We start from the raw sequence: 25,408 nt of genomic DNA on the forward strand, positions 1-25,408 counted from the left end.
CTCATAGCGGAACTACAGCTCACTCCTTAGCCTCCGCCAGCAACTTCCGCCCCTTAGCTGCCAGCTTCTTCTCTTCCGCCTCAGTCTTAGGCACCGGCTCACCCCAGGCCGCAGCCTGCAGCGCCTGCCGAGTCGGCTCGCCATCCTTCACCACCGGTCCCGGAGGAGTCGTAAAGTGCCGAGTCAGAAACGATCCCTTCCGCCTCTTCTTCTCCGGCGTATCCGCCTTCCCCTTCACCCCCTCCTGCAGATGCCCTCCGGTCGCGTCGTTATAAGTCTTCCGCCCCGCAGCCGTAAGCCCACCCTTCGGGTCCTTACCTTCCTTCGTCAACGAAACCGATTTCCGGCTCGGCGGCTTCCCCGCACCCTTCTTCGCGGCAATCTTCTTCGCCGGAGCCTTCTTCGCTGCCGTTTTCTTAGCTGATGTCTTCTTAGCTGATGTCTTCTTCGTCGCCATAAAACCTCCTCATGCGACCCTCAGATGCTGTCCCCGCCTTCGCCGTCACAGCCTCAGCAAGCAATTTCCATCACGCCCAAATCTCCTTGGTTTCACAGAAGACCGACCAACAAAAGGGCACAGGGGATATCCCCCGTGCCCTCGTATTTCACTCCGTGTTCTCCGTGGTTCGCTTCCAGAATCGCCGCGACTGCCTTACACAGCAGCCTGCAGCACTTCCTCCCGAACCTCCTCGTCCTGCACTTCCTCAACGAGATTCTTCGGCAGAGCCACAGCCAGCACATCCTCAATCCGCCGAGCGTAGTGGATCGTAATCCCTTCCGTCTGATCCGGCGTCAGGTCCTCATCCACCTGCTGTTTGCAGTCCACAGGCAGAATCACATCTCGAACCCCGGCACGCTTCGCCGCCAGGAACTTCTCCTTGATTCCGCCGACCGGCAGCACATCGCCGCTCAACGTAATCTCGCCCGTCATCGCAAGCAGTGGCCGAACCGGCTTATCCGTCAGCAGGCTCACCAGCGCAGTCGCCATCGTCACACCGGCACTCGGACCATCCTTAGGAATCGCACCAGCCGGCACATGGATATGCAGGTCGAGATCCTTCGTAAAGTCCTCATCCAGCCCAAGCCCAATCGCGTTCGAGCGGACCCACGTCAGCGCAGCCTGCATCGACTCCTTCATCACATCGCCAATCTGCCCCGTGATGTTGAAGCCGCCCTTCCCCTTCATCTTGTTCGCTTCGATGAAGAGAATATCGCCGCCCGCCGGAGTCCACGCAAGGCCAACCACAACGCCTGCCCGCTTCGTCCGCTCTGCGATCTCCGTATCCACGCGCACCTTGATGCCGCCCAGGAACTCGTGAATGATCTCCGGAGTAATGACCAGCTTCTCCGTACGACCCTCCGCGATCTTCCGCGCCAGCTTCCGGCACACCGTGCCAATCTGCTGTTCGAGCTTACGAACCCCAGCCTCACGCGTGTAATGCCGAGCCACCAGAGCCACAGACTCCTGCGGAAACTCCATCATGTCGTCCGGCACGCCGTTCTCTTTGATCTGCCGCGGAATGAGGTATTTCTGCGCAATTGCAACCTTCTCCTCTTCCGTATAGCCCGTCAGCTCAATGATCTCCATACGGTCGAGCAGCGGTCCCGGAATCGTATCCAACTGGTTCGCCGTGCAGATAAACAGCACTTTGCTCAGATCAAACGGCTGATCCAGATAGTTGTCCCGGAACGTATTGTTCTGCTCCGGATCAAGCGTTTCAAGCAAAGCACTCGCAGGATCTCCCCGGAAGTCCCTGCCCAGCTTATCGATCTCATCCAGCATGAACACCGGGTCCTTCACCTCAACTCTCTTCAGGTGTTGAATGATCTGCCCCGGCAGCGCGCCGATATACGTCCGCCGATGCCCGCGAATCTCCGCTTCATCATGCATACCGCCCAGCGAAATCCGCGAGAACTTCCGGTCCAGCGCACGCGCAATCGACTTACCCAGCGAGGTCTTACCCACGCCCGGAGGCCCGACAAAGCACAGAATCGGCCCCTTCATATCCGGCTTCAACCGCCGCACAGAAAGATAATCCAGAATGCGATCCTTCACCTTCTTCAGCCCGTAGTGATCCTCATCCAGGAAGGCCTTCGCCTTCAAGATATCCACCTCGCCAGACGAGGTCTTGGCCCAAGGCAGAACCGCCAGCCACTCCACGTAGTTACGCGTCAGCGAATAATCCGCCGCCGCCGGATTCATCCGGCTCAGCCGCGCCAGCTCCTTCAGCGCGTCCTTCTGCGTCTCCTCCGGCATCCCCGCGTTCTCGATCTTCTCCTTCAGCTCCGCAATATCCTTCTGCGTATCATCCAGGTCGCCGAGCTCTTTCTGGATCGCCTTCATCTGCTCGCGCAGGTAGTAGTCCCGCTGCGACTGCTGCACCGAGTCCTGCACCTCACTCTGAATCTTGTTCCGGAGCTGCTGAACCTCAAGCTCCTTCGCCAGATGCTTGTTCACCCGCTCCAGCCGAGCACTGACAGAAGAGGTCTCCAACAATTCCTGCTTGTCGGTCGTCGTCAAAAACGGCAGGCTGGACGCAATAAAGTCCGCCAACCGTCCGGGCTCGTCGATGTTGATCGCAATTGTCTGAAGATCGTCAGACAGCGTCGGCGAAGACGTCACAATCTGCTGAAACTGGCTCACCACATTGCGCTGCAACGCCTCGAGCTCCGGCGTCTTCTCCGGCTCAACTTCGCTCAGAATCTCATACTCAGCCGTCATAAACGGCATCAACTGCGTAAACTCACCCAGCCGCACCCGCTCATTGCCCTCCGTAAACACAAAGAGGCTCTGGTTCGGCATCTTGACGACCTTATGCACCGTCGCGCGCGTTCCCACGCTATGCAGATCGGTCCCCTCCGGCGTATCCAGGCGAGCATCCTGCTGCGCCACCACCAGGATCGTCTTCTCCTCACCCAATGACTGAATCAGTTGAATCGAGCTCTCACGCCCCACCGTCAGCGGCAGCACCGCATGAGGAAACAGCACCGTATCCCGAACCGGCAGCACCGGAATCGCGCCACGTCCAACCTCACCCTGACCCACAACCTCACCGGTCTTTACCCCGGTCGGCTTAATCACGCTTACGAAATCGCTTGGCATACTCCCTACCCTTCTCGAACCATTGTCTCTCAACTTGAGTGCAACGTTATCAAGTTATCAGCTATTCGATGCAGCATATCAGGAAACGTCGCACACAGAAAAGCCCCGCCCCTCCGCCTATCGGCGCACCGGCCCGACCACATTACCTCCGTAACGTGGCTCACACAAGATTCGGATGCAATCGGAGCCCCACCCCGACCCTCATTTCAAAACAATCTTCCTAATCACTAGCCACCGCCTTCAAGCCGCCCGATACCGCCCCAACTCCCTCACCATCTCGCAAGACCGCCCCAGTGCCGCCAGCACCCCATCTGCCTGCCCCTCCCCCTCAAACCGCACGTCGACATAAAACACATACTCCCACGGCCGCCCCGGCACCGGCCTCGATTCGATCCGCGTCAGATTCATCCCCGCCCGCCGAAACTCCTCGAGCGCCGCAATCAGAGTCCCCGGCTCATGCGACACGCTGAACGCCACACTCATCTTGTCCGCGCCAGCGTCCTCCACCCCAACCGCCCCAGCCCGCACCAGCCGATAGAACCGCGTGTAGTTCTCCGCATGATCCTCCACGCCGGCCACCAGCACCTCGCCACCGTACTGCGTCGCCGCAAGCTCCGGCGCGATCCCCGCCGTATCCCGCAGCCCTTTCGCCATGATCTCCTTCACGCTCCCCGCCGTGTCATAAAAAGGTTCGGCACTGATCTCCCCATTCGCCCGCAGCCACCGTCTGCACTGGCTCAAAGCCACCGGATGCGAGATCACCCTCCTGATCTCACTCAGCTTCACCCCCGGAGCCACAATCACGTTATGCCGAATCTTCAGCAGGCTCTCCGCCGTGATCTTCACCTCGTGCTGCAGCAGAAGATCATAGTGTTCGGACACAGATCCATGCAGGCTGTTCTCGATCGGCAGCACCGCCGAATCCACCTCCCCGCTGGCCAGCCGCTCGATCACCTCAGCCGATAACCCACACGGCACAATCCTCAGCTCTCCCCCATCCGCCGGCTGCATCCCCAGCGCCGCCATATGGCTGTTCGATCCCAACTCACCTTGAATCGCGACCCGGCTTACGGACCCTGCACCGCCCTGGATTGCCTCACCCCACATCTGCTCTTGACCTCACAAACAAACCTAACATTCCTGCTTCATAAGACAACCTGACTATCAGTCGAAGCACCTTACCACATGACGGCCGCACGGCCTGTAGCAAAAAGCTCAGGTCGACCTTATGGCCCAGCTCTCAGGAGAAATATCAAATGCTTTGGACTATCACAATCATCCTCGTCGTCCTCTGGCTGCTCGGCATGGTAAGCGGATACACGCTTGGTTCCTGGATTCACATCCTGCTCGTCCTTGCCGTCATCGTGCTTATCTTCAACCTGCTCTCCGGCCGACGAGCCCTCTAACGCTCCGGCCACGCGAAGCCACTCAATCGCATCCTATACAGCAGCAGGCAACAAGGAGAATCGGCCATGAATGAAGACAAAGCAACAGGCGTACTCGACCAGGTTAAGGGCAGCGTCAAGCAGGCATTCGGTGAAGCGACCAACAATCAATCTCTCGCCAACGAAGGCGCAGCCGATCAGGTCAAGGGCCATGCAAAGGAAGCCTGGGGCAGCGTAAAAGATACCGCCAGCAACCTCAACCACAGCCGTGACGCAGAGGACGCAAAGCTCCACACCGAGCAGAACGCCCACAGCTTCCGCGATAGCGTAACCAACGCCGCCGAAAGCGCAAAAGAGAGCATCCAGCGCGGCCTCCACAACCTCGAACACAAAGCCAACGACTAAGCATGGCGCAACGCAGACGCTAAAGAGGCCACCCAACCGGGTGGCCTCTCGTCTTTCCTCTGTATTCTCAGCTTTTCTCTCCGCGCCCTCTGTGGTTAGCTTTTCACTCTATCGCCGCACCACAACAGCACCAGCCACAAACAAAAAGAACACCACAGAAATAATCCCATTCAACAAAAAGAAAGCCGCATTCATCCGCCGCAGATCCCTCGGCGAAATAATGCAATGCTCATAAACCAGCAGCCCCGCCACAATCGCCGTCCCCACATATCCCACCACCCCAAGCCCAAACAACCGATCCAGCCAAATTGCCAACCCCACGACTCCCAGGTGCATCACCCGCGCAATCCAGAAAGCCCCCTCCAGCCCAAAAGCCGCCGGAACGCTATTCAACCCCACAGCCCGGTCGTGCTCAAAGTCCTGGCAGGCATAAAGCACATCGAACCCGCCCACCCAAAGCATCACAAGCCCGGTCAGCACAATAATCCTCGGATCAAGTGAACCGGTAACTGCGATCCATGCAGCCGAGGGAGCAATCCCCAGCGCCAGCCCCAGCACCAGGTGCGACCAACGCGTCAGCCGCTTCATATAGCTATAAGCCAGCACCACCACCAGCGCTACCGGCGCAAGCTCCAGCGTAAGCCGGTTCAGCATCGCAGCCGCCACCAGGAACACAGCCGAGCTCACCACCACAAACCCCGCCACAAATCCCCAGCTCAACTGCCCGGCCGGAATCGCCCGCATCTTCGTCCGCGGATTCGCCTCATCCAGCGTCGCATCCACCAGCCGGTTGAACGCCATCGCCGCCGACCGCGCCGCGACCATGCACACCACGATCCACAAAAGCTTCACCGCCGGAGGCCATCCACCCGCCGCCAGCACCGCACCCGTCAACGCAAACGGCAACGCAAAGATCGAGTGTTCCCACTTGATCATCTCCAACGTAACCGCCGTATTCCGAACCAAAGAAGCCATCCCTCTATTCTAGGCCGAGGCGCGGCTATCCCATCTCGCCCTCCGCCCCAGCGGTCGCTTGTTGCCACTGTCGGCCCTCACCGATACCGACGCCGTCCATCCGTCGCGTTGCCTTGGGCATCACCACCGTCTTCGCCGTTGCTGTTGTCGTTGCCGTTGCCGTTGCCGTTCGGATTAGAGGGGGACTTTAGTCCCCCGTCCCGGGTCTCCCACGATTGGGGGCTTTAGCCCCGGGCACCAACCCGGCATAACCGTAATAAAAAGCACAACTTACAACTATTTTTCCAGGAAACACCCGCAAACTGGCTTGTCAAGCCCGTCGAACACCAAAATACCCCATAACCCAAACAATCAAAACCACTTACGCCCAAAAAATAGTTGGGGTATTTACCCCACGCAACTTGATAAAATAGAAACAGCAAGAAATACACAAACAAAGCAACAAAAATGAGTTAGGTCCAGACCAAACATGTCCGGACCTAACTCATTTATTTTGAAGACTTTGAACCAAAACGGGGGGGGAGGGGGGAGTACCCCTTACCGATACCGTTTATGGATCTTGAACACAATGCTGAACACGTCGCTCTCATCGCGCGTCACCACCACCGACTGAGTCGGCGTCAGGTCATACTGCAACTGGATCAACTGCTCCGCGGAGGAGTTCACATTCGTCGCATACGTCAGGCTCAACTGCCGCGAAAGCTGCTGCTGAACCGTAATACGTGCTGACGAGTTCCCCAGAGCACCTACATACGAGGGATCGATCTTCACGCTCCCGACCCCGAACAGCTTCGAAACCCGGCTGCTCACCGTAGCATTCAGCGCCCCGCCCAGGATCGAGCTGGTCGTCGGATCGGTCCCCGCCTGCTGCTGCTGCTGCGAGTACAGCGACGCCTCCTCCTGCGTCCGCCCCAGGGCCAGCAGCGAGAAGATGTCAGCCTCTGTCAGCGGCGGCTCAGACCGGTACGTCGGCTTCAGGTTTGACGCCGTTCCATGTAAGCCGACCGTCACGTCATAGGTCTCAACCCGAGCCGTCACGTCCAGGTCGATCGTCGGATCGATCCGTACCGGGTTGCTGAAGTAGATCGTTCCGCGCTGCAGTTGATAATTCGTTCCCGCGAACGTCGCGCTGCCATCCGTGATCTGGACCTTGCCCAGCACGGTCGGGTCCGCGACAGTTCCACGAACCGTCAAGTCAACCGTCCCGGCCAGCTTCGCATAGCTGTTCTGAAAGTCGAGCTGCGGAGAGCTGGTAATGTGAACATCCAACTGGATCTTGTTGGACGCAGCTGAGGGATCAGGCGGAGCGCTCACGCCCCCAGATCCAGCGAAGGCAGCGAAATCAACATCCGCGCCCACACCGAACCGAGTGATGAGCACCGAGCCACTCAGCCGGGCACTCTGCGGGCCGCCCTGCAGCTTCAGATTGAGATCCGCGGTCGAGCTGAGCCCGTTGTACCGTACCCGAACCGTCTTGCCCGTAGCCGTCAGATCCGCATACAGCCCGTTCCGATACGTCAGGAACCCGCCGATGCTCAGCTGCCCACCCCCCGTCGTCGCCGTAAGCGACTGCACATTCAACCGGTCTTCGTTGAAGATCAACGTCCCGTTCATGTTCGTCAGCCCATTTGGAACCCCATTGACGGCCGCATTGACAGCCACAAACTGCACCTTGCCCGTCAACTGCGGATCGCCGATCGTTCCGCCCGCGCCAATCGCGAAGGTCGTCTTCCCGCTCGTGATCAGGTCCGGGTCCAGAGTATGGACCAGCGCCATGCTCACGCTGCCTTCGGTCTGCACGTCCAGCTTGCCGCTCGAGCTATCCGGCTGCTTGGTCTTGGGATTCACCGCACCGAACACCTGCGCCGTGCCGCTTGCCTTCAGGTCCGTGTCAGGCCCCGTGATGTGGACCGCATCCAGCGTCGCCAGGCCATTCTTCAGCCCGATCGCCAGCGGCTCTGCCGCCTGGAAGGTCAACCCCTGCGACGTCACGCTCAATGGACTGAACACCGCCCGCCCCGTCAACTGCATCGGCAGCTTCGCCGGCCCGCTGACGTCAATAGTTCCCGCGATATTAGAGGTCGCCTTCAGCCCACCCGGCTGGAACAACTCCAGAGGCTTGGCCACATCAAGACCGGCCATCGTCAGATGCGCCTTGGTCTCAAAGTTTCCGGTCAGCTCAGTCTGTCCATTCGCCGTAATCGTCGCTCCCACCAGCGTCGAGTTCGCCGTATAGTAAACGACCTTGCCTTCACTATGAGCGTCGATCGCGGCCTGCCCGATCGCAGCCCCACTGACTACCAGATTCGCCAGCTTTACACTGGCCTTCAACCCGGGCTGCTCCACAGTCCCATTGGCATCCGCCACGATAGAGAGGGTGCCGTCCGCATTGACCTTGGCATCCTGCACCAACTTGAACTTTGAAAGCACCAGATTGTCGCCTGCAATGTGAGCATGAAGCTGCTGGCTGGCCATGTTGTACCCGCCATTGCCGCCGATCGTCATCCCATGCAGCTTCAACTGCACCCGGGACGCCTCGATCTGCTTGCCCTGCACCGTAGCATCTACATTCACCGATTCATACGGCTCGCCGTAAGCGACGCCGTTGACCAGCGACACCGACCCACCGCCGGCCAGTGTCTTCAACGTTCCAACCGCATGAGCATTGACCTGGATGGTTCCAGTTACAGGAATCTTCTGCTGCTGGCCCGCGATAGCGAGCACGTCGCCCACCTGTGCGTTACCAAGCTGCACCTTGACGTCGACCGTAGTCCCATCGTCCCAGACATAGGTCGCAACTCGCCGTTTATAGACGGTACGAGGCTTGAAGGAGCCCGCAACATTCAGCACCGCCGTTCCCTGTTTGATGGTGGAACTAGCCACCGCCAGCCCGGCCGGCGTGTACTCCGCATCCGCTACCAATGAGTCGATGTGCACGTCGGTCGATTGCGACGAAGCAGGAGGAGGTGCCGGCGCAGAGCCACTGCTGAGAGCGGCTGTGATGAGATTGGGCTTAACCGGAGGAGGTGTGACCGCCGCCTGAAAGTCTCCGAGTCGCACCTCAAGATCATTAGCCTCCAGATGACCCTTCACATCCAGCTTCGCAATCGCACCGCGAGCTGTGCCGTGGAAGGCAGCCGTTCCGTGCAGCGTAACCGGGATAGCCGCTGATCCAGTCTTGCCGTTTCCAGACAGGCCAAGCGTCTTCAGCAGCGTGTCGTACTCACCCAGGTCACGCACGGAAAGATCCACGTTCAACGCAGTCAGTGGATCGCCCACGTTTACGCCAAGTATCCCAGTTGCCGTCAGCGTTGACTGCGGTGTATTCGCAACCAGCCGCTTGAGCAGCACCGTCTCGCTCTTGCCGTCGTAGTGGCCCAGCACTTGACCTGTAACTGGAATATCCCGCCCACGATGCGCACCTACCGGCCCCAGCTTCAGATCCGCATCCACAACCACAGTGTCCGCAATGTCGGTTGCCGGCCCACCCCACTCCACGGTCACCGGTCCGGAAATGGACGTGTCGAACCCAAGCTTTTCATACTGTTTGGAGGCGGTAACAGCAGTAATCGTATTGAGAGAGATCTTGTCGACAACAACAGTCAGGTAAGCCTGTGCAGCCGCCACCGGCGCGACCGTAGGAGAAGCCGACACCACCGGCTGCCCGACGATCGCCGCGGATGTCTTGTTTGCGGTCGTGGTCGCGCCAGCAACAGTCGGAGAGCTCGTCGGAGTATTAGCCGGGACCTCGCCCAGCCAGTTGTTGATCTTCAACTCACCCTTCGCGCTGCCGCCGCCTGGTAGGTAACCGGTGAGCGCGGTGAACAGAAGCTGCGTCGGTGTGATGTGAAGGTCCGCGCCACCGTTGATGTCATGCAGTTTCACATACTGGTCCCGGTAGCCTGCGTTATGCAACTTGGCCGACCCGACGAGAAGGTACCCCTTTTGGCAATCCGGGTCGGGAGGCAAAGTCTTCGGCGCGGCCGCCACAGCTTCATGCTTGCTGCGCAGGCGATGAAACAACGAGGTCGGCTGCTTCTGCGCCACCGTAGGAGCGACGTAGCAGTTATGCCCGGCGATGTGTAATTCGACGGAGCCCGCGTCCAGCCCATCGACGCCTGAGAGAACCTGAATCTGTTTCAGTTCGAGAGAGCCATCCAGCTTGGTGGACCACTCCGGAGAACTGAAGTTCTTGAGCGAAGCAGTCGCTGTAAGGTCGGAGGTGGCACCGGTATGGAAGCTGAACTCTTTTAGGTCAGCCGCATCTCTTCCGATCTCCGCAACCAGATGCAACTTCGACTGAGCCTCCGGCTCCTTCTGCATCTCTGTCACCAAGTCATTGAGATCGATTGTCGCCCCATAACGATCGGAAGATGCGATGTAATGAACTTCGGCCTGCAGATCCTTCGCAGCCAGGTTGAATGGAATTGCCTTGTCGTTGAGAGCCGCCAAGCCATTGACGAGTTCAACCTTCTGAGCCTTCAGATCAAGCAACGTGTCGATCACCGGTTCATTACTGGGTGTCGTGTGCTTCGGCACCGGCTGGTTTGTCTTGCCGTCCTTATCGATGATGAGGTGGACGTGCGGTTGTTCAATGCGCAGCAGATTCAACCCGACGTAAGTTCTCTTACCAGTGCCCGTTGTGCGCTTGAGGAAGTCGAAGATCTTCACCCTTACAAGGATCTTGTCAGCCGAAAGGTAGGGAGCCTCTCCGGGCCCTTCAAGGCCATGAATAACCAGCCCATCCGCTTCAATGGCGAGTTGCCATAGATTGAAGGTGATTCTTCCCAGATCGACACGTCCACCCGTCGAATCTTCCAGCACGCTTACGACTTCCTTGCCGACCCGTCTCTGGAAATCTGCCGTCGTCGTGTAATAAGCAGCACCCGCCAACAGCAGTATAAGAAACAGCAGAGATCCGCCGACCAGCCACGCTAGACCCCGGCCAAAACGGCCCGCGAGACTCTTGCGCTTACTCGGACTTTGCAGCTCCTCCGGCTCTCCGGCCGGTTGATCGAACTCGCTCATGACGCCTCCCCACTCGCGGTCATCACGCGCACAGATCCCTGTGCCCGCAGCGTCTTCAGCCAGTCACCCAGCAGGTTAGAGACCTGTTGCTGCAGAAGAATCTCCTGGATGCGGTCGGATATCGTGTCCAACTTGGGTGCCGTCGCCTTCCGTTTTGCATAAGCAGGCAGCAGAGTCTTGTCGTAATAATCCTTGATCTCCTGCTGCGTGATGCGTATCCCCATGCGGAAGCGCACCTCGATGAATTTCAGCACCTGCATCCTCTGCTGCCAATGTTTCGTTAGCTCTGCAACCGTAAAGCCTTGTGCCTCGACAAACTTCTGCCAGCCGGCATCTGTCTCGCAACGATATTGCTTACAGGCCGGGATCACCCCGCGCAGTTCATTCAGCTCAGAGGTTGCCTGCTCCTTCGTTACCGCATCATCGGGCTGAAGTCTTGCCTGCTGAAGAATCAAACTGCGGTCGATAAGCCGTTGTACTGTCTCTTCACGGCTGTAAGTTCCCTCTGGATTGCTGAACGGTTGAAACGCTCCGAAGCGCCTCTCCTCAGCCACATCACTCTCAAGAATTAGGTCTCCGTTTACGACGGCAACGACCTGATCAACAGTGATCCCATCACCCGATGGCACGATAGGGCTACGAGCCTGGCTCTGGGCTGCGGAAGAACCGGAAACAGCCGCCTGACCCAATAGGCGAGGACCAGACGTGAGGAAAGCGAGCAGAGTAAGCATACCCATCTTCAGCGCCGAATTGTGATGCCGCATATCCATGTACGCCGCTGCCCTTAGAAGCTTTGACCAATGCTGAAGAAGAAATTGAAGTGACTTCCAGTGCCCACAAACGGCGCATTCAAGACGCCGGAGTTAGGCTCTACCGGGTAAGTGGGAGGATTGAGGTTATAGCTGAAATCAACGCGGATCGGTCCCACTGGTGTCGCATAGCGTGCACCCAGTCCGATGGCGTGAGAAAAATAATTGAAGTTACAAGATACGTTGACGCCGGTGAGATTTTTGCAGGTGCCTACATTGGGCTGATGGAAGCGCCCAAAGCTCGGACCGATCTGACTTACTTGCTGAAACACATTACCCATGTCGTGGAACACGACAAAGGAAATGCTGCTTCCTACCACCGGCAATGTGGGTGCAGGCATACGCAGTTCGAGTGAGTTCACGAACACCCCAGATCCCCCCACCGGGTATCCTGTCTGCAGATCTCGAGGCCCCGCACCGTTGATGGGAAACCCTCGATGAGAGGTCGCACCACCTGCATAGAGGCGCTCGGGCAGGGGAATCGGATTGCAACTTGCATTTGTGTTGACAAGTGCGCCCGCACATCCAGCATTACCGGCGTTGGGATTTACGCCGAAATTGGCGATAAAACCTACACGAGTATTCCGCGCAAAGACGTACTTCCGCTTGCCAAAGGCATAGTAGGTCGAATTGGAAATATCGGTGCGGTTGAAGTCTGTCTGCGAACCAACTTTGGAAGAAGCATAAAAATCAACCACGCTTGTATAGGAACCCTTCGTAGCATCCAAAGCGCTAGGCGTCCGCGTATCGTGGAACCAGGTGACCTGAGGGCCACCCACGCGAACCGGCTGAGAAAGCTGCGGAATCAGGTCGGGTGAAATTTCCAGGCTGTTCGGGTCGACTTCGACGCGCCGATAAACGAAGTCGTAGATGAAGGTATCTTTACGAGTCGCCTTCTGGGTGAGCCGGAGATCTGCCTGCAAGGTCTTTGCCGCGAACGTCGTGATGTCTTGAACATTCGTGTAGCCACCCGAAATCTGTAACGCCAGATTCTTGTTTCCACGGAAGTGCGGATCCTGAAAACTGAGGGTCGCAATCTGTTCAAGCAAACCATAAGCAGTATGCAACGTCAGCGAATTATCAGTGCCGCGCAAATTGATGCGGCTGACATCGACTGAAACTCGCGGACTCACGCCCGCTTTACCCTGCTGCGCGGCCGTCGTGCCCTGCGCCGTAGAGTAGATCCCACGGCTTGGGAGCCCGGTCTGAGCCTCGAATCCCACTCCGTACGTTACATCCCAGCGCTTAGCCTCTGTAATCTGCAGTAAGACATTTTTCTGCTCGGCGTCGCCATCCGGATTTTGCACGGCGGCCACGACTTCATTGAAGAGTGCCAAGTTATATAGATTTCTTTGCGTCTCAAGCAAAGCACTCTGGTCAAGCGGATCTCCGGCGTGCACTTTGGTTTGTTGATCGACCAGGCTCTGTCTCGTGTGTTGGACACCGCTCTCAAGCACTTTGCCCACAAAAACCTGTTGGCCTTCAATGACGTTGAAAGCAACGTCCGTCTTGCTCTTATCTTCACCTTCAATCGTTTGCTTCACTTCCAGCTTGGCTTGGTCGAACCCGTTACTGACATACCAACTCAGCAAGGCATCCCGATCGCCGGACAACTGAACCAACGAAAACGGCTGTCCCGGAGTTGCACCCAAAAGGCCGCTCAATACCTGCTTCCGGCTCGGATCTATACCGTTCAAATCTACTGAGCCGAATTTCTGTTGCGTCCCCTCAACCACGGTGTAAGTGACGGCCACACGTGCGACCTTCAGATTCTTCCCACCAGCCTCATCGAAATCCTTAATGGAAGAGGTGACCTTAGCTGAGTTGAATCCATTCGCGCGGTAAAGGCCCTCGAGATTCGTGGCGTCGTTTTTCACCAACTGCGTGCTGTATCTGCCGACCCTCTGATAGGCATCAGCCTTGTGCACCGCCAGCCGGTCGACTAAGAGCTGACTTCCGAAATATTTGTTTCCCGTCACTTCAACAGCGACAACCTTGTGCTTAATCCCTTTATCCACCGTGTAGCGCACGGTCTGGGTCGTGCTTGCTGCGCCTTCGACCGCAAAAGAGACCTTCGCATCGGAATAGCCCGATTGCTCCATGAAATCTTGGATCTTGAAGCGGCCTTCATTCAGCAGATCATTATCAATCGTACCTTCTTCAAAGATCGGCACCAGCAGATGCAACCGGCTCTTTGAGATCTTGATTCCGTCCACAAGAACCTTGACGACGGGGCCCTGCTCGGCTTGAAACTCATAGTTAACGCGCTTGGTTGCCGGATCGTAGGTCGATTTCTGAAGAGTCAGCGTGGCTTCCAGACGGTTCTGCTTCTGATACACCCCGCGCAGGTTTGAGAGCGCATTGCTCGTCGTCTCGCGGGTCACCTTGTTCTTGGGTTTCAGCTTTCCTTTTTTGCGGAAGGTCGCCAGCGAAATCCCAGGATTGGTACCGCTGATCACGATATTGCCGACACGAGCCTGAGGCCCGACGCTTACGGTGTAGGTGACATTAACCTGATTACCGACTGGATCGCGCTCGGTCTGAACCGCGACGACCGGCTCGTAATACCCGTTCTGCGCCAAGACCTGCCGCACCGCTTCGGTTGCTGCAGGGAGTTGAGCGGGAGAGTATGCCGTACCAGGGTTGAGCTGAGTGCCATACTCCAGCAGGGAAGCAAGCCGTTCTTCCTTCACGCCGTTTATCTGGATGCGACCAATGTAAGAACGCGCAACGCCCGCGAAGATCAGAGTTACGGCATCGCCATTACGCACCACCCGCACTGCAATATTCTGATAGCGACCGGTAGCGAAGAGCCGCCGCGTTGTCTGCCTGACATTGTCCGCGTCGAACGGCTCGCCAACCTTCTGCGTCAGTTCGCCTGTGAGGCGATCAGACTTGTCAAACTCAACGCCTTCGTAATGAATCGATTCAACGCGCAAGCCCTGATATTGCGTCAAGTTTGCGCTGAGAGCTGGGATGATCGGTCCCATCGCACCCACCGCCGCAGAGGTCGCAGGCTCTTGAGAGGCCTGTGGTGTCGGGGAGGAGAGCCCTGAAGGATTGGTGGTCGTGGGTCCTGAGGGAGTTGCAGTCGTCACTGTTGAGGAACTCGGGATCTGGGAGAAAGCAGCCCGTGTGAAGAGACCCCCGCCAAGCGACATTGTGCTGAGTAGAGTTGCCCAAAGAATTTTCTTCGTATTTTTCGGGCACGCTGGGGCGTGTCTATCCGCAGAAAAGCCCGCTTTCCCCGCCGGTGAGCGCCCGGACCCACTCCGATACTCTTGCTGCCGATACCGCAATACTGCCACTCTTAGGCCCCTATTCAAGATCCCGGTGAGCCTCTCACCGAGCTGAGGTCTCTGCGTTACAGGGTCATGCATCCTATCCGCACCGATCCCACGATTCATTTTATTGTCATTCCGATGCAGAATTTGTCTGAAGCGTTTGTCTGCAACGCTTCAATACCGCCTGGCAGAAAAAAACCCACGATCTCCCTATACTACGAACAGACGCCCCCAAAAACGGCGCGCAACAGTCATGCAATCAATCCCTCCCACTATGCCCCAAGTTTCATCAATCCATGACCGTTATTCCCGCCAGATCCTCTTCCCAGGGATCGGGAGCCGAGGGCAGGAACTGCTTGCTCAAGCTCGTGTCGCAGTCGTTGGAGTGGGTGCAACGGGAGCTGCGTCAGCCTCACTTCTGGCTCGCGCGGGCATCGGTCACCTTACCCTCATTGACCGGGACTTCGTAGAGTTTTCGAACTTGCAGCGCCAGATCCTCTTCGACGAAGCCGATGCCCAGGCAGCCTTGCCGAAGGCAGAGGCAGCCCGTCGCAAGATCGCACTCTTCAACTCATCGATAGTGGTCGAAACCGCTATCGCAGATCTGGTTCCAGCCAACGTCAGCGAGTACCTGCAATCCGCTGATCTGATCCTCGATTGCACGGATAACTTCGAAACGCGTTACCTGCTGAATGACTATGCGGTCCGCGAAGCGAAGCCGTGGATCTACGCGGCGGCAATCGGAGCTTACGCCGCAACCATGAATATCCTGCCGGCCCCCTCGGCAAAGTGGGAGCCCACAGCATGTCTTGCCTGCATCTTCCCCGCTCCACCCAGCGGCCCGGTCGAAACCTGCGATACGGCTGGCATCCTCTCCACCGCCGTGAACCTGGCTGCTTCAATTCAAACAACGGAAGCCCTGAAATTTCTCACCGGTCAAACGAGTTTGATGCGGCGAACACTTCTCTCCCACGAACTCTGGACCAATCAACGGAGTGAAATCGCTACCGGTCGGCCGCTCTCTGACTGTCCCGTCTGCAGCGACCGGGTTTTCACTCATCTGGCAGGGACCGCACGGCCGCATATCACCCTGTGCGGCCGAAACTCAGTCCAGATCCATGAGCACCACCGCCCTCTTGATTTAGCCGCTTTACAGGCCACTTTGGCCAAAAACCCTGACCTTCAGGACATCCGGGCAAACGCCATGCTGCTTAGGTTCCGTCGCGACTCGAACACGATCACGGTTTTTCCTGATGGTCGCGCTTTGATCCAGGGCACTACCGACATCTCGACGGCCCGGACCCTGTACGCTCGTTATATCGGCTCCTGACGCAATTGGTTCCCTGAAACAACCTTTCGCTCCTAGTGCTTCTCCTACTTCGGAGGTGAGCGGTGGCACCCGCGCATCATATTCCCGTTTGCGTTACCCTTGAAGGTAGGCGAGAAAACGGACACCGATTGGCGTAAGCAAAGCGTCGCCCTCAGGCCGACGGACCGGAAACCAGCCCAAATGAATATTCAAGGCGTATTAATGACCCAGGAAAAACCGAATCCCGGCTTGTTCAAGCGGAACCCGCCGATCGCCGGCGAAGCCGAAGCCATCGAGGCGGCAAAGAACGGCGACCCGGACGCATTCTCAAAGCTCTACTCACTTCACAAACGCCGTGTCTATACGCTTTGCCTCCGCATGCTCGGAAATGTCTCAGAGGCAGAGGATATGACGCAGGAAGCTTTCCTCCATCTCTTCCGGAAGCTCGGCAGCTTCCGCGGCGAAAGTGCTTTTTCCACCTGGCTTCATCGCCTGACCGTGAATCTGGTCTTGATGCACCTGCGCAAGAAGGGTCTGAATCTTGTTTCCTTGGAGGAGACGATCAGCCCGTCGGAAGAGGATGCGCCAAAACGGGACTTCGGAAGCCGTGACCCAATGCTTTCAGGTTCTGTAGATCGAGTCGCACTGGAGCGCGCTGTCGCATCCTTGCCGCCCGGATATCGTATGGTCTTCGTTCTCCACGACGTGGAGGGATTTGAACATAACGAAATTGCTACCATGCTCGAGTGCTCCACCGGCAACAGTAAATCTCAGCTTCACAAAGCTCGTCTTAAGCTGCGTGAACTCCTGCGCGAGCAGGTATCATCCACCCAGCCTGCAGTCCTGAAAGAGGCCTCCGCATGAACGACAAAGAGATTCCTGGCTCACAGAAGCCCATCGATGACACGACCATCGCGGAGACTACCGAAGGATCCGCTTCCTACAGCGGTCAGCCCGACGATCTTCACGATCTGTTTGCAGTCCACGCATCGGCTAACCCCGATGAGGAAGACCCGCTCGCTGCTCTTCGGAGCGATCCGAACTACTCCGCACTCATCCGTGATCTGGAATATATCGCCAAGCAGGCTCGCCTTCTGTTTGAACCTGCACAGGAAGCGCCAAGCGACGAAGTCTGGAACAAGATTCAGAGCCAGCTAGGGACCAAACTTCCCGAAGCGTAGAGGATGGGCATCCCGGCGATCATCCATGATCGTTTTGACAACGATCATGGGTGATCCGACGGCTACCCCCGGATCACCGAATGCCCGAGACACATCTGAGCCGCTTCCAGCACAAGGCGGTCGACTAATCCAGATCCCCACTGACCTAAGAACCAGACTCCCCCGATAATCCTCTCCTGTGGGTGCCCGTCAGGGAAGAGCTGCAGCATCATCACACCGGCATGCTTGGCAAGACTCGCTTCCTTCTGGACTTCGTACCGCGCTGCCATCCTTCTCAGCCGATTCATCTGATATCTCATCTTGTTCGCGGAGACTTCGGCAGAACGCCCAAGACTCTCATCAAGAGATCCCAGATACCCCGTTAGGGATCCCAATTCCTCGTCTAGTGCGTTTCCTGCAGCCGCAATTTTGCGCTTGGCTTCGATAGGCATGGCGCGAGCCCCTAGCCGCTGCGTCAACTCCTCAGGTGTCTTCGCATCGAAAAGGTCCTTTAAAGACACCTCATGTTGGCTCATCACGGTCTCTACCGCAGGGGCAATCATCGTTCCTGAGAACCTTGGCAGCACAGCAGGAAGTCGTCCCAGTATCCGTTCATAGAGCACCGCGCTTTGGGCAAAGTACGCAATCTCCGCTGGGCCGCCGATGTAAGCGGCGGTCGGAAGAATCGTATCTTGAAAAACCGGCCTTAGAAGCGCATTTGGACTAAAGCGCTCCGGCGTAGTCTCCAGAATCTCAAGTAGCTCGGCAACGGAGTAAGTCCTCGCCCCAGACTTCCATCTCTCATCCGCCAGTCGTCTGAGCGGAAGGCGCTCCCCGGTTCGTTCATCGACGAGAAAGAGCAACGAAGCGCCACTCTTCACCAGAACCTGAGCGTGATAACCCAGCCGCTCCAGTTCTTCTGTCCGAGCCAGCAATGCCCTCTCGAGTTCGTCAGCCCGCTCTATGGCAGCACGCAGAGCGCTCACTCCAAGAGCGTGGAAGCCCTGTCCGGCCGCATCCATCACGACCAGCCCGTACTCCTCGAAGATCCGCGTCATCAAGCGGGCAAAGGCCCCCGCAAGCGTGGCATCCGGTCTATAAAACTCTCGCAAGAGGTCGCAAACCGGAGCATATCCGAGGAGTTCGCTGGCTTGATCAAGGGCGTTCTCCACGCCGTCACCCAAAAGTATCTTCCCCACCTCGCCGCCGTGCCCGCGCAAACCAAGCCTGAGCGTCTCCAACTCCTTCTTCCCCGGCAGCGAGACCTGGTCAACCTCCGCTAGGTCATGATCCTCACTGGCAAGCCAGAACACAGGAACATGTGCTTTACCAGTGACTTTTTCCGCTTCTTTTGCACGGGCGATGGCAGTAGCAGCCTTCAGCAAGGTGAGCTGCGGCCCGCCAAACAGTCCAACCTGCTGCCCCGTCACGACCGCGTGCGCCCCGTTCCGAAGCCGCTCCACGTTCGCCAGGGCGGCGGCCCCACCACCAAACTCCCGGACCTGATCCTTCAGCAGGTCTGCAAGTCTGCTTGAATGGGCCACTCCAACCTCACGCCCCATCCATCCAGCACCCAGAGGTTCAGCGCCGTACCACCCCCGCAACGGCGTGTCCGCGTCTCCGCCCATGGCAAGGTAATCCCCATACAACTTGGAGATATGCGGCAGCACGCTCATCGGATAACACTCTGGGCTCATCTTTCTCCTGCTCCAACCATTACTGTATTAGACAACGTTTTGGATGCACTCCTTCATCCACCCGACGCAGAATGATACCGTACCCCCATGGCCACCAAGACAAAGCTACCAATCAAACCCGTGAAGTCGACGAAAAGCGTTCCCCTTCCCTCTTCGTCCACGCCCTCCGCCACCAAGGCTCACATCCTTTCTTCAAAGGTCTCTTACAAGGGCAAGGTCTTTTCCGTGGTGACCGAGAAGGTCACTGAGCCCGGCGGAGTCACCAGCACGCGCGACATCGTCCGGCATAACGGCTCTGTTGTGATCCTGGCGATCGGTTCCCGAACAAACCCGGATACCGGTGCTCCAGAGCCCACAGTCCTCATTGAGCGCCAGTACCGTCATGCCGCCGGTAAATTCCTTCTTGAGCTTCCTGCCGGCCGTATCGAACCCGGCGAGGCGCCCCTGGCCGCCGCCAAACGTGAACTGATCGAAGAAACCGGCTTCCGCGCCAAACGCTGGTCTCGTCTTGTCCGTTACTACGCCAGCCCCGGCTTTCTGGCCGAACACATGCAGGTCTTTCTCGCAGAAGAGATTCGAGAGGGCCTCGCTCAGCCGGAGGAGGACGAAAAGATTGACCTCCTCCACATCCCGCTTGCAGAGCTGCTGTCCATGATCCGTGACGGCAAGATCGAGGATGCCAAGACTATGCTCGCCGTTCTTCTGTACACGTCCAAGCTCTGATAATCGGTCAGTAATCCATCCCTCGCCAAAATAGATTTGCGGTTAGGCGACGACCGCCCAATCGAGTCATAATCGTAGGAGCGGCTACCCTGCTGTGGCCGCTCTTCTATCTTATGGACAACATCTCTCTCGCTCGACTCCTGGACGAAACCGCCTCACTGCTCGAAATCGACGGTGCTGACATTTTCCGCATCCGGTCGTACCGTCGGGCGGCCGAGGCGGTCGAACAACAGACCACCCAGCTTGCAACGCTGGCGACCCCGGAAGCCGACCCCAAGGCACTCCTCGCCATCGCAGGCATTGGTAAAGCGATGGCGGCCAACATTCGCGACCTGGTTGCCACCGGTTCAATGCCTCTTCGCGAAGAACTTTTGCAAAAGTACCGGCCCACCATGCTTGAACTCCTCCGCCTGCCTGGGATGGGGCCCAAGACAGTTGCCCTGGTCTGGTCCGCGCTTCAGGTCTCAAACATAGATGAGTTGGAAGCAGCCGCCAAGGCAGGCCACCTGGCCGCCCTGCCCCGCATGGGCGAAAAGTTTACCGTCAAGCTCCTCAAAGGAATTGAGGATCATCGCAAGAACTCCTCCCGCTTTCGCATCGATCAAGCCCGCGACTACGCCGAAAAGATCTCGCAGCTCATCCTCGCCTTCCCCGGCATCGATCAGGTCACCCCCGCCGGATCTCTTCGCCGCGGACGCGAGACCGTAGGCGACCTTGACCTTCTGGCAACCGGCCCAGCCTGCGAGCCGGATGTAGTCGCCTCCGCCGTAGAGCACGTCGCTACCCTCCCGCTCATCGACAAGCTCATGGCTCGCGGGCAGAACAAAGTCACGTTTACCCTCCGGAACAACCTGCAGGTCGACGTCCGTCTGCTACCCCGCTCAAGCTACGGCGCCGCCCTGCAATACTTCACCGGCTCCAAGCATCACAACGTCGCGCTTCGTCAGCGTGCGATCAAACGAGGAATGACCCTTTCGGAGTACGCACTGCTTCGGCTCGAGGACAATAAAATCATCGCCTCCGAATCAGAAGAGGCCATCTACAACGCACTTGACCTGGACTTCATTCCACCCGAACTCCGTGAGAATTGCGGAGAACTGGAAGCAGCTGCCAATCACACCTTGCCCCAGCTCATCACCCTGGCGGACCTGCATGGCGACGTTCACATGCACACCTCTGAAACCGACGGGACTTACACCATCCGCGAGATGGCAGAGGCCGCCATCCTTCGGGGCCGCCGCTATATCGCCATCACAGACCACTCAAAAAACCTGGCGATGACCAATGGCATGAACGATGAGCGGGCTCTCGCCCACGCCGCCCGCGTCCGGCAAGTGAATCAGGAGATGGAAGGTCGTATCCACATCTTTACAGGGATCGAGTGCGACATCCTGGGCGAGGGTGAGATGGATCTCACCGATGAGACCTTGGCACAACTCGACATCGTGATCGCCAGCGTCCATAGCAAGTTCGACCAGCCGATCGAGGTGATGACGGCTCGCGTTCTCCGCGCAATTGAAAACCCTTACGTTCGCATCCTCGCCCATCCAACCGGACGCAAGCTCCTTCGCCGCGATCCTTACAAGATCGACCTGGAGCAGATCTTCCGAAGAGCCTCGGAGCTGGGCGTAGCGGTCGAGCATAACGCGGCTCCCGCCCGCACGGACCTCTCCGACTCGCATATGCGCCTGGCAAAATCGCTTGGCTGCAAGATAGTCGTCAACACAGATGCTCATGCAACCGACGAACTCGACCACATGCAACACGGTATAGTCCAGCTTCGGCGCGCCTGGCTGACTTCGGCCGATGTCATCAACACCGCTCCAACCCCGGAAGACTTCCTCGCAAGTCTCCGCCCCCGGCCATAAATTGGTCTGGCACTGAAGTCGTATAGGGATCTTGCCGATAGACCGGTAACTTGAGTGCAGTCGACGATTCCGACTTCACCGAATCACGGGACGGTCAAACATGCTTTCGGCACTCTCTGCTCTACGTACCTCTGAACTACTCAGTAATCTGAATACCGCCTCGACCAGCACCTCGGGCACCGGGAGCGCGGCCTCCACGGCCTCCGTTAGCAACTCTTCGCTCTCGACATCGGACCTCGACGCCCCCAGCAGCAGCGCGTCCTCCCCGCTTTCCAAAGACACCGTTCAGCTCCTCAAGGATCTCGCCGTCGGCAATGTTTCTGCAGCAAAGTCAGACATAGCCAGACTCCAGAAGGACCTCAAAGCCCAGGACGGCTCCTCGTCTTCCTCATCTTCAAGCGACAATGCCCTGAACAAGCTTCTGACCAGCATCTCCAAATCACTTGATGCCGGAAGCACCAGCGATGCGCTCTCGACACTCGCCGGCTACCTCATTCAGACAGGAAACACTTCCGGTTCCATCATCGACACGACCGCATAAAATCATTCTGACGGCCAAAGGGCGCTCATCCAGACATCTGGATGAGCGCCCTTTCTTTATCTCGCCTCCCGTTAGAAGTGGAACGCGATCTCCCCCGTTATGGTGCGCGGTGAGACATAGTGAGTTCCGGAGAAGGTTGAAAGGAAGTTATACAACGCGTACTTGTTCGTCACATTGATGGCCGTCAAACGGGCGCCGATCCGGTAACGGTCTCCACCAAATCGAATGATCTGATCATCACCCATCTGCATGTCGAACAAGTTACGATTCGCAATCCGCTGCGGATGATGGTCATCGTCTTCAGTTCCTGGAGCAGGGATATTGATCAGCTTGGAGGTCAGCCCCGCCGCATCGCAGATAGAAAAACCATTGATCTGCGTTGCATGAACCCCGTCGCACACCAGACCGGCCTGAAACTCCTCATCAGCGGTCAGGCTGCTTAGATCGATCGCAGGCTTTCCATTCAACGTAAGCGGATTCCCGTTGGCATCGAAGGAATATCCACCGCAGGCACTGTTCGGGTCCGTCACGTTGTAGCAAGGCGTAGATCCAGCCACGAGCCCGCTGTCGAACTTCCAATTGAACGAATAGTAGAGGCTCTTCCGGAACGGCATCTTGTATTCCAGGTGAGTCGTCTGATTGAACCGCTCGTCATGATCGATCCGGAATGGGAACCCGCCTGGTGCTCCAACCGTCGCGCCCACCCCTCCGATCTGCGGATTGAAGAACCGAGCCGCAACCGAGGACATGGTAACCCGCGCCGTGAGACCTTTTACCTCAGTGAGCGTTCCACTGAGCGAAAAGCCCGGAATCTTCGAGTTATGCCATTCGATTGGAAACGTGATCGGCGTAGCTCCCAGAACGCTGAAGTCATATGCGTTGTGCGTGTATTTCGTAATATAGTCGCCGCTGAACACGAAATGATGTCCGATGCTCTGTTGCAGTCCGGCGTGGAACTCGTTGCGAAATCCAGGGTTGAAAGGCGCTGGATTGCAGGGTCCAAGCGTCAGAAACACCGCCTGGATCACGGGATTCAAACAGCCTTGGCTTGAGAGCACCAGGTTCTCATTGAACGGCGTCTCTTGCGTGCGCGCATACGAAACTCGCAGAACGGTTCCCGTCTGCTTGATGTTGTATGAGATCCCGACGCGAGGCTCGGCCTGCCGCTGGACGCTGAGCCCGTTGTAGAAATCTCCTCGCAAACCAAGATTGAAGAGCCAATGCCCGGCAGTGATCTGGTCTTGCCCGTATAGCGCCAGCTGTTTTACATCCGTCTGTCCGTGATACGCATAGGTCGTTCCACCACGGGTCAGGTCGTAAGGCGCAAGGACCGGATTGAAGTTCGCTCCCGCCGGATCGTTCAGCGTCGGATCGACCAGACCAATCTGATCATTCTCGCGCAGGAAGGTCTGCTCATACATACCGCCGAACTTGATGTTTTGATGCCCCTTCACATAAGAAATATCAGAGTGAACTCCAGCGTTCGTCAATGATCGCTGCTGTGCCACCGCCTCCTGCTGAATCGGACCAAGATCCGCAAGCATATTGTTGCTGGGATAGTAGTTATAGGCATCACGACGGATGTACGGAGCAAAGTTGAACACTGTCGTATCACTGATCAAGCGTGTATACGTTGGAGCGATATCGAACGTTTCAATCTTGGACCGTTGATCGGTTGCCCCAGGAGTCATGCCGTTCTGAAAATATCCTAATTGCGTGTCATAACTATTTGGCGTCTGGAACCATGAGCGCGTGTACTGAAGATTCGTATGAATCGAGGAGACAGGGCTTAACTGAAAATCCACCCGGTCAAACAGATTCTCTTCATTCCCCTTATCGTGATACACCGCAAACTCCGGTGCATCCAGAAACCTGCCGGACTCCAGCACATTCGCAGCAAAGAAGTTCCCAAAATTCTTCGTTCCGTAAGCCAGGTCGACACCGATGTTGCTTGTACCGAAGCTTCCATAGGAGAGGCTTACCGTTCCCGTGGGTCGGCTCACTCCTTGACCTGAACGAGTAGTCCCCACAATCACGAGGCTTGTCTTATCCCCATACTCCGCAGGTGGAGCCCCTTCAATCACTTCAAGCGATTGAATCGCCGCAGCCGGCACCTGATTCGAAAACACCTTGCTCTGCTGATCCGTGATCGGCTGCCCGTCGATACTGAACGAAACCTCGTTGTGATCTCCCAGGCCATGCAACAGCCCATTCGAGTCAGCAGCCACACCTGGCGACAACTCCGTCACAATCGAGCTCAACTCTGAACTCGGGGACTCGACGGGAAGCCGTTCGATCGTCGAGCGATCGATATCCGTATGAAAGTGCGGATCATTCTCCAGGAGATCTGGGGACGTCTCCACCGTCACACTGGTCGCTGAACCCGCAACCCTGAGGCTGATCGGGATCATCAGCGGCAGCGCACTCTCGACCTCGATATTCTGCGCCGCCAATGCGAAGCCGCCGCTCGTCACGGAGAGCCTGTAAGGGTTGAATGGAACGTTGTAAAAGCGAAACTGTCCGGTCTCATCGGCTTTGGCCGTCCGTGTATACCCACTGACGGGATTCTCGAGAACAACAACCGCCCCCGGAAGGGCCGCGCCCATGGGATCTTTGACCACTCCATTCACGGTGCCGGAGCTGCTCTGCCCTAATGCCAGAGCTGTAAACAGGCCTGGAATGATGCCGAGCGCATAGGTGGTTGAGGTGAAACGACTGAACTGAAATCTTTGCATAGAGACACAACTCCGGTCTGCTGCGGAAGCAGACGAGTGGGAAGCGACTTGGCTTTCCTTCGCTCAAGCGCGCACGAAGGCGCGACTGCTGATCATGAGAGTTGACCGTGAACCTGCGTCACACGCGGCGCAAACACGCTCAACTCATAAGCTTGGCAAGAAAATTAATTGACCAAAGCGAATGGAGGGGGCCTGCTAAAGAGCTGAAAATACTGCTCACCCAAACCGTCATAGGTCACGGATGTGAAAAAACGCTGTTCAGTGGGAGCTTCGCCAATTGCTCCGCTTCCCTGACTTGAGGTCAAGGCAGAGTGCATGCCTACGCAGAGAGGACAGGCCGCCTCACTGCCCGGCAGCGAAGCGCCATCGGCCTGTGCCTCTAATTG

The 25,408-nt window shown here is 57.4% G+C and carries 17 protein-coding genes; 8 read left to right on the forward strand and 9 right to left on the reverse strand.

Annotated elements, in window-relative coordinates; translation table 11 throughout:
- Nucleotides 1–19: 19 nt before the first annotated feature.
- The 3 genes from ACIX9_RS13150 to ACIX9_RS13160 all read right to left on the reverse strand — a co-directional run bounded on the left by ACIX9_RS13150 (nucleotide 20) and on the right by ACIX9_RS13160 (nucleotide 4,210).
- Nucleotides 20–457 (reverse strand): DUF6321 domain-containing protein, encoded by a 438-nt coding sequence (locus tag ACIX9_RS13150; protein WP_013580975.1) that lies wholly within the window; start codon nucleotides 455–457, stop codon nucleotides 20–22.
- 195 nt (nucleotides 458–652) lie between these two features.
- Nucleotides 653–3,103 carry an endopeptidase La gene (lon, locus tag ACIX9_RS13155; protein WP_013580976.1) on the reverse strand — a complete coding sequence of 817 codons (2,451 nt, stop codon included), beginning with the start codon at nucleotides 3,101–3,103 and terminating at the stop codon, nucleotides 653–655.
- 240 nt (nucleotides 3,104–3,343) lie between these two features.
- Entirely contained in the window at nucleotides 3,344–4,210 is an 867-nt protein-coding gene (locus ACIX9_RS13160) for a prephenate dehydratase (RefSeq protein WP_013580977.1), read from the reverse strand.
- A gap of 149 nt (nucleotides 4,211–4,359) precedes the next feature.
- On the opposite strand from ACIX9_RS13160, the gene ACIX9_RS25855 reads away from it, so the two are divergent.
- Entirely contained in the window at nucleotides 4,360–4,509 is a 150-nt protein-coding gene (locus ACIX9_RS25855; RefSeq protein WP_013580978.1) for a lmo0937 family membrane protein, read from the forward strand.
- A 66-nt stretch (nucleotides 4,510–4,575) separates the two neighbouring features.
- A complete protein-coding gene (locus ACIX9_RS24820) occupies nucleotides 4,576–4,893 on the forward strand; it encodes a CsbD family protein (RefSeq protein ID WP_013580979.1) in 318 nt (105 codons plus the stop codon).
- Between the two features lie 108 nt (nucleotides 4,894–5,001).
- Here ACIX9_RS24820 and ACIX9_RS13170 read toward each other — a convergent pair whose 3' ends face one another.
- The 4 genes from ACIX9_RS13170 to ACIX9_RS13185 all read right to left on the reverse strand — a co-directional run bounded on the left by ACIX9_RS13170 (nucleotide 5,002) and on the right by ACIX9_RS13185 (nucleotide 14,695).
- Nucleotides 5,002–5,868: a UbiA-like polyprenyltransferase gene (locus ACIX9_RS13170; RefSeq protein WP_013580980.1), complete on the reverse strand. Its 867-nt coding sequence runs from the start codon at nucleotides 5,866–5,868 to the stop codon at nucleotides 5,002–5,004.
- Nucleotides 5,869–6,405: 537 nt separating this feature from the next.
- The gene (locus ACIX9_RS13175; RefSeq protein ID WP_013580981.1) at nucleotides 6,406–10,896 is read right to left on the reverse strand and encodes a translocation/assembly module TamB domain-containing protein; all 4,491 of its coding nucleotides are present in this window, start codon (nucleotides 10,894–10,896) and stop codon (nucleotides 6,406–6,408) included.
- A complete protein-coding gene (locus ACIX9_RS13180; protein WP_013580982.1) occupies nucleotides 10,893–11,666 on the reverse strand; it encodes a hypothetical protein in 774 nt (257 codons plus the stop codon). Before ACIX9_RS13180 ends, ACIX9_RS13175 begins: the two co-directional genes overlap by 4 nt.
- A gap of 14 nt (nucleotides 11,667–11,680) precedes the next feature.
- Entirely contained in the window at nucleotides 11,681–14,695 is a 3,015-nt protein-coding gene (locus ACIX9_RS13185; protein WP_232298715.1) for a POTRA domain-containing protein, read from the reverse strand.
- Nucleotides 14,696–15,263: 568 nt separating this feature from the next.
- On the opposite strand from ACIX9_RS13185, the gene ACIX9_RS13190 reads away from it, so the two are divergent.
- From ACIX9_RS13190 to ACIX9_RS13200, 3 genes are all read left to right on the forward strand, one after another.
- Nucleotides 15,264–16,319 (forward strand): ThiF family adenylyltransferase, encoded by a 1,056-nt coding sequence (locus tag ACIX9_RS13190; protein ID WP_013580985.1) that lies wholly within the window; start codon nucleotides 15,264–15,266, stop codon nucleotides 16,317–16,319.
- A gap of 180 nt (nucleotides 16,320–16,499) precedes the next feature.
- Nucleotides 16,500–17,162, forward strand: a complete 663-nt coding sequence (locus ACIX9_RS13195) for an RNA polymerase sigma factor (protein WP_041597109.1) — start codon at nucleotides 16,500–16,502, stop codon at nucleotides 17,160–17,162.
- A complete protein-coding gene (locus ACIX9_RS13200; RefSeq protein ID WP_013580987.1) occupies nucleotides 17,159–17,479 on the forward strand; it encodes a hypothetical protein in 321 nt (106 codons plus the stop codon). Before ACIX9_RS13195 ends, ACIX9_RS13200 begins: the two co-directional genes overlap by 4 nt.
- A gap of 62 nt (nucleotides 17,480–17,541) precedes the next feature.
- Here ACIX9_RS13200 and bshC read toward each other — a convergent pair whose 3' ends face one another.
- Complete coding sequence (gene bshC, locus ACIX9_RS13205) at nucleotides 17,542–19,155, reverse strand: bacillithiol biosynthesis cysteine-adding enzyme BshC (RefSeq protein WP_013580988.1); 1,614 nt, start codon at nucleotides 19,153–19,155, stop codon at nucleotides 17,542–17,544.
- 87 nt (nucleotides 19,156–19,242) lie between these two features.
- Between bshC and ACIX9_RS13210 the strand changes: the two genes are divergently transcribed.
- The 3 genes from ACIX9_RS13210 to ACIX9_RS13220 all read left to right on the forward strand — a co-directional run bounded on the left by ACIX9_RS13210 (nucleotide 19,243) and on the right by ACIX9_RS13220 (nucleotide 22,287).
- A complete protein-coding gene (locus ACIX9_RS13210) occupies nucleotides 19,243–19,878 on the forward strand; it encodes an NUDIX hydrolase (protein ID WP_013580989.1) in 636 nt (211 codons plus the stop codon).
- Nucleotides 19,879–19,991: 113 nt separating this feature from the next.
- The gene (gene polX / locus ACIX9_RS13215; RefSeq protein WP_013580990.1) at nucleotides 19,992–21,746 is read left to right on the forward strand and encodes a DNA polymerase/3'-5' exonuclease PolX; all 1,755 of its coding nucleotides are present in this window, start codon (nucleotides 19,992–19,994) and stop codon (nucleotides 21,744–21,746) included.
- A 100-nt stretch (nucleotides 21,747–21,846) separates the two neighbouring features.
- Nucleotides 21,847–22,287, forward strand: coding sequence for a hypothetical protein (locus ACIX9_RS13220; RefSeq protein ID WP_013580991.1), 441 nt, complete (start codon nucleotides 21,847–21,849; stop codon nucleotides 22,285–22,287).
- Nucleotides 22,288–22,358: 71 nt separating this feature from the next.
- Here the strand turns inward: ACIX9_RS13220 and ACIX9_RS13225 are convergent, their stop codons facing one another.
- Nucleotides 22,359–25,022 (reverse strand): TonB-dependent receptor, encoded by a 2,664-nt coding sequence (locus ACIX9_RS13225; protein ID WP_013580992.1) that lies wholly within the window; start codon nucleotides 25,020–25,022, stop codon nucleotides 22,359–22,361.
- Nucleotides 25,023–25,408: the final 386 nt, after the last annotated feature.

Origin of the sequence: Granulicella tundricola MP5ACTX9 (assembly GCF_000178975.2) — a bacterium.
GTDB classification, from domain to species: Bacteria; Acidobacteriota; Terriglobia; order Terriglobales; family Acidobacteriaceae; genus Edaphobacter; species Edaphobacter tundricola.

What these genes read in the sequence shown, in the direction of transcription:
- ACIX9_RS13150 (WP_013580975.1), bottom strand. Translation starts at nt 457, where the DNA reads ATGGCGACGAAGAAGACATCAGCTAAGAAGACATCAGCTAAGAAAACG.
- lon (WP_013580976.1), bottom strand. Translation starts at nt 3,103, where the DNA reads ATGCCAAGCGATTTCGTAAGCGTGATTAAGCCGACCGGGGTAAAGACC.
- ACIX9_RS13160 (WP_013580977.1), bottom strand. Translation starts at nt 4,210, where the DNA reads ATGTGGGGTGAGGCAATCCAGGGCGGTGCAGGGTCCGTAAGCCGGGTC.
- ACIX9_RS25855 (WP_013580978.1), top strand. Translation starts at nt 4,360, where the DNA reads ATGCTTTGGACTATCACAATCATCCTCGTCGTCCTCTGGCTGCTCGGC.
- ACIX9_RS24820 (WP_013580979.1), top strand. Translation starts at nt 4,576, where the DNA reads ATGAATGAAGACAAAGCAACAGGCGTACTCGACCAGGTTAAGGGCAGC.
- ACIX9_RS13170 (WP_013580980.1), bottom strand. Translation starts at nt 5,868, where the DNA reads ATGGCTTCTTTGGTTCGGAATACGGCGGTTACGTTGGAGATGATCAAG.
- ACIX9_RS13175 (WP_013580981.1), bottom strand. Translation starts at nt 10,896, where the DNA reads ATGAGCGAGTTCGATCAACCGGCCGGAGAGCCGGAGGAGCTGCAAAGT.
- ACIX9_RS13180 (WP_013580982.1), bottom strand. Translation starts at nt 11,666, where the DNA reads ATGGATATGCGGCATCACAATTCGGCGCTGAAGATGGGTATGCTTACT.
- ACIX9_RS13185 (WP_232298715.1), bottom strand. Translation starts at nt 14,695, where the DNA reads ATGGGACCGATCATCCCAGCTCTCAGCGCAAACTTGACGCAATATCAG.
- ACIX9_RS13190 (WP_013580985.1), top strand. Translation starts at nt 15,264, where the DNA reads ATGCCCCAAGTTTCATCAATCCATGACCGTTATTCCCGCCAGATCCTC.
- ACIX9_RS13195 (WP_041597109.1), top strand. Translation starts at nt 16,500, where the DNA reads ATGAATATTCAAGGCGTATTAATGACCCAGGAAAAACCGAATCCCGGC.
- ACIX9_RS13200 (WP_013580987.1), top strand. Translation starts at nt 17,159, where the DNA reads ATGAACGACAAAGAGATTCCTGGCTCACAGAAGCCCATCGATGACACG.
- bshC (WP_013580988.1), bottom strand. Translation starts at nt 19,155, where the DNA reads ATGAGCCCAGAGTGTTATCCGATGAGCGTGCTGCCGCATATCTCCAAG.
- ACIX9_RS13210 (WP_013580989.1), top strand. Translation starts at nt 19,243, where the DNA reads ATGGCCACCAAGACAAAGCTACCAATCAAACCCGTGAAGTCGACGAAA.
- polX (WP_013580990.1), top strand. Translation starts at nt 19,992, where the DNA reads ATGGACAACATCTCTCTCGCTCGACTCCTGGACGAAACCGCCTCACTG.
- ACIX9_RS13220 (WP_013580991.1), top strand. Translation starts at nt 21,847, where the DNA reads ATGCTTTCGGCACTCTCTGCTCTACGTACCTCTGAACTACTCAGTAAT.
- ACIX9_RS13225 (WP_013580992.1), bottom strand. Translation starts at nt 25,022, where the DNA reads ATGCAAAGATTTCAGTTCAGTCGTTTCACCTCAACCACCTATGCGCTC.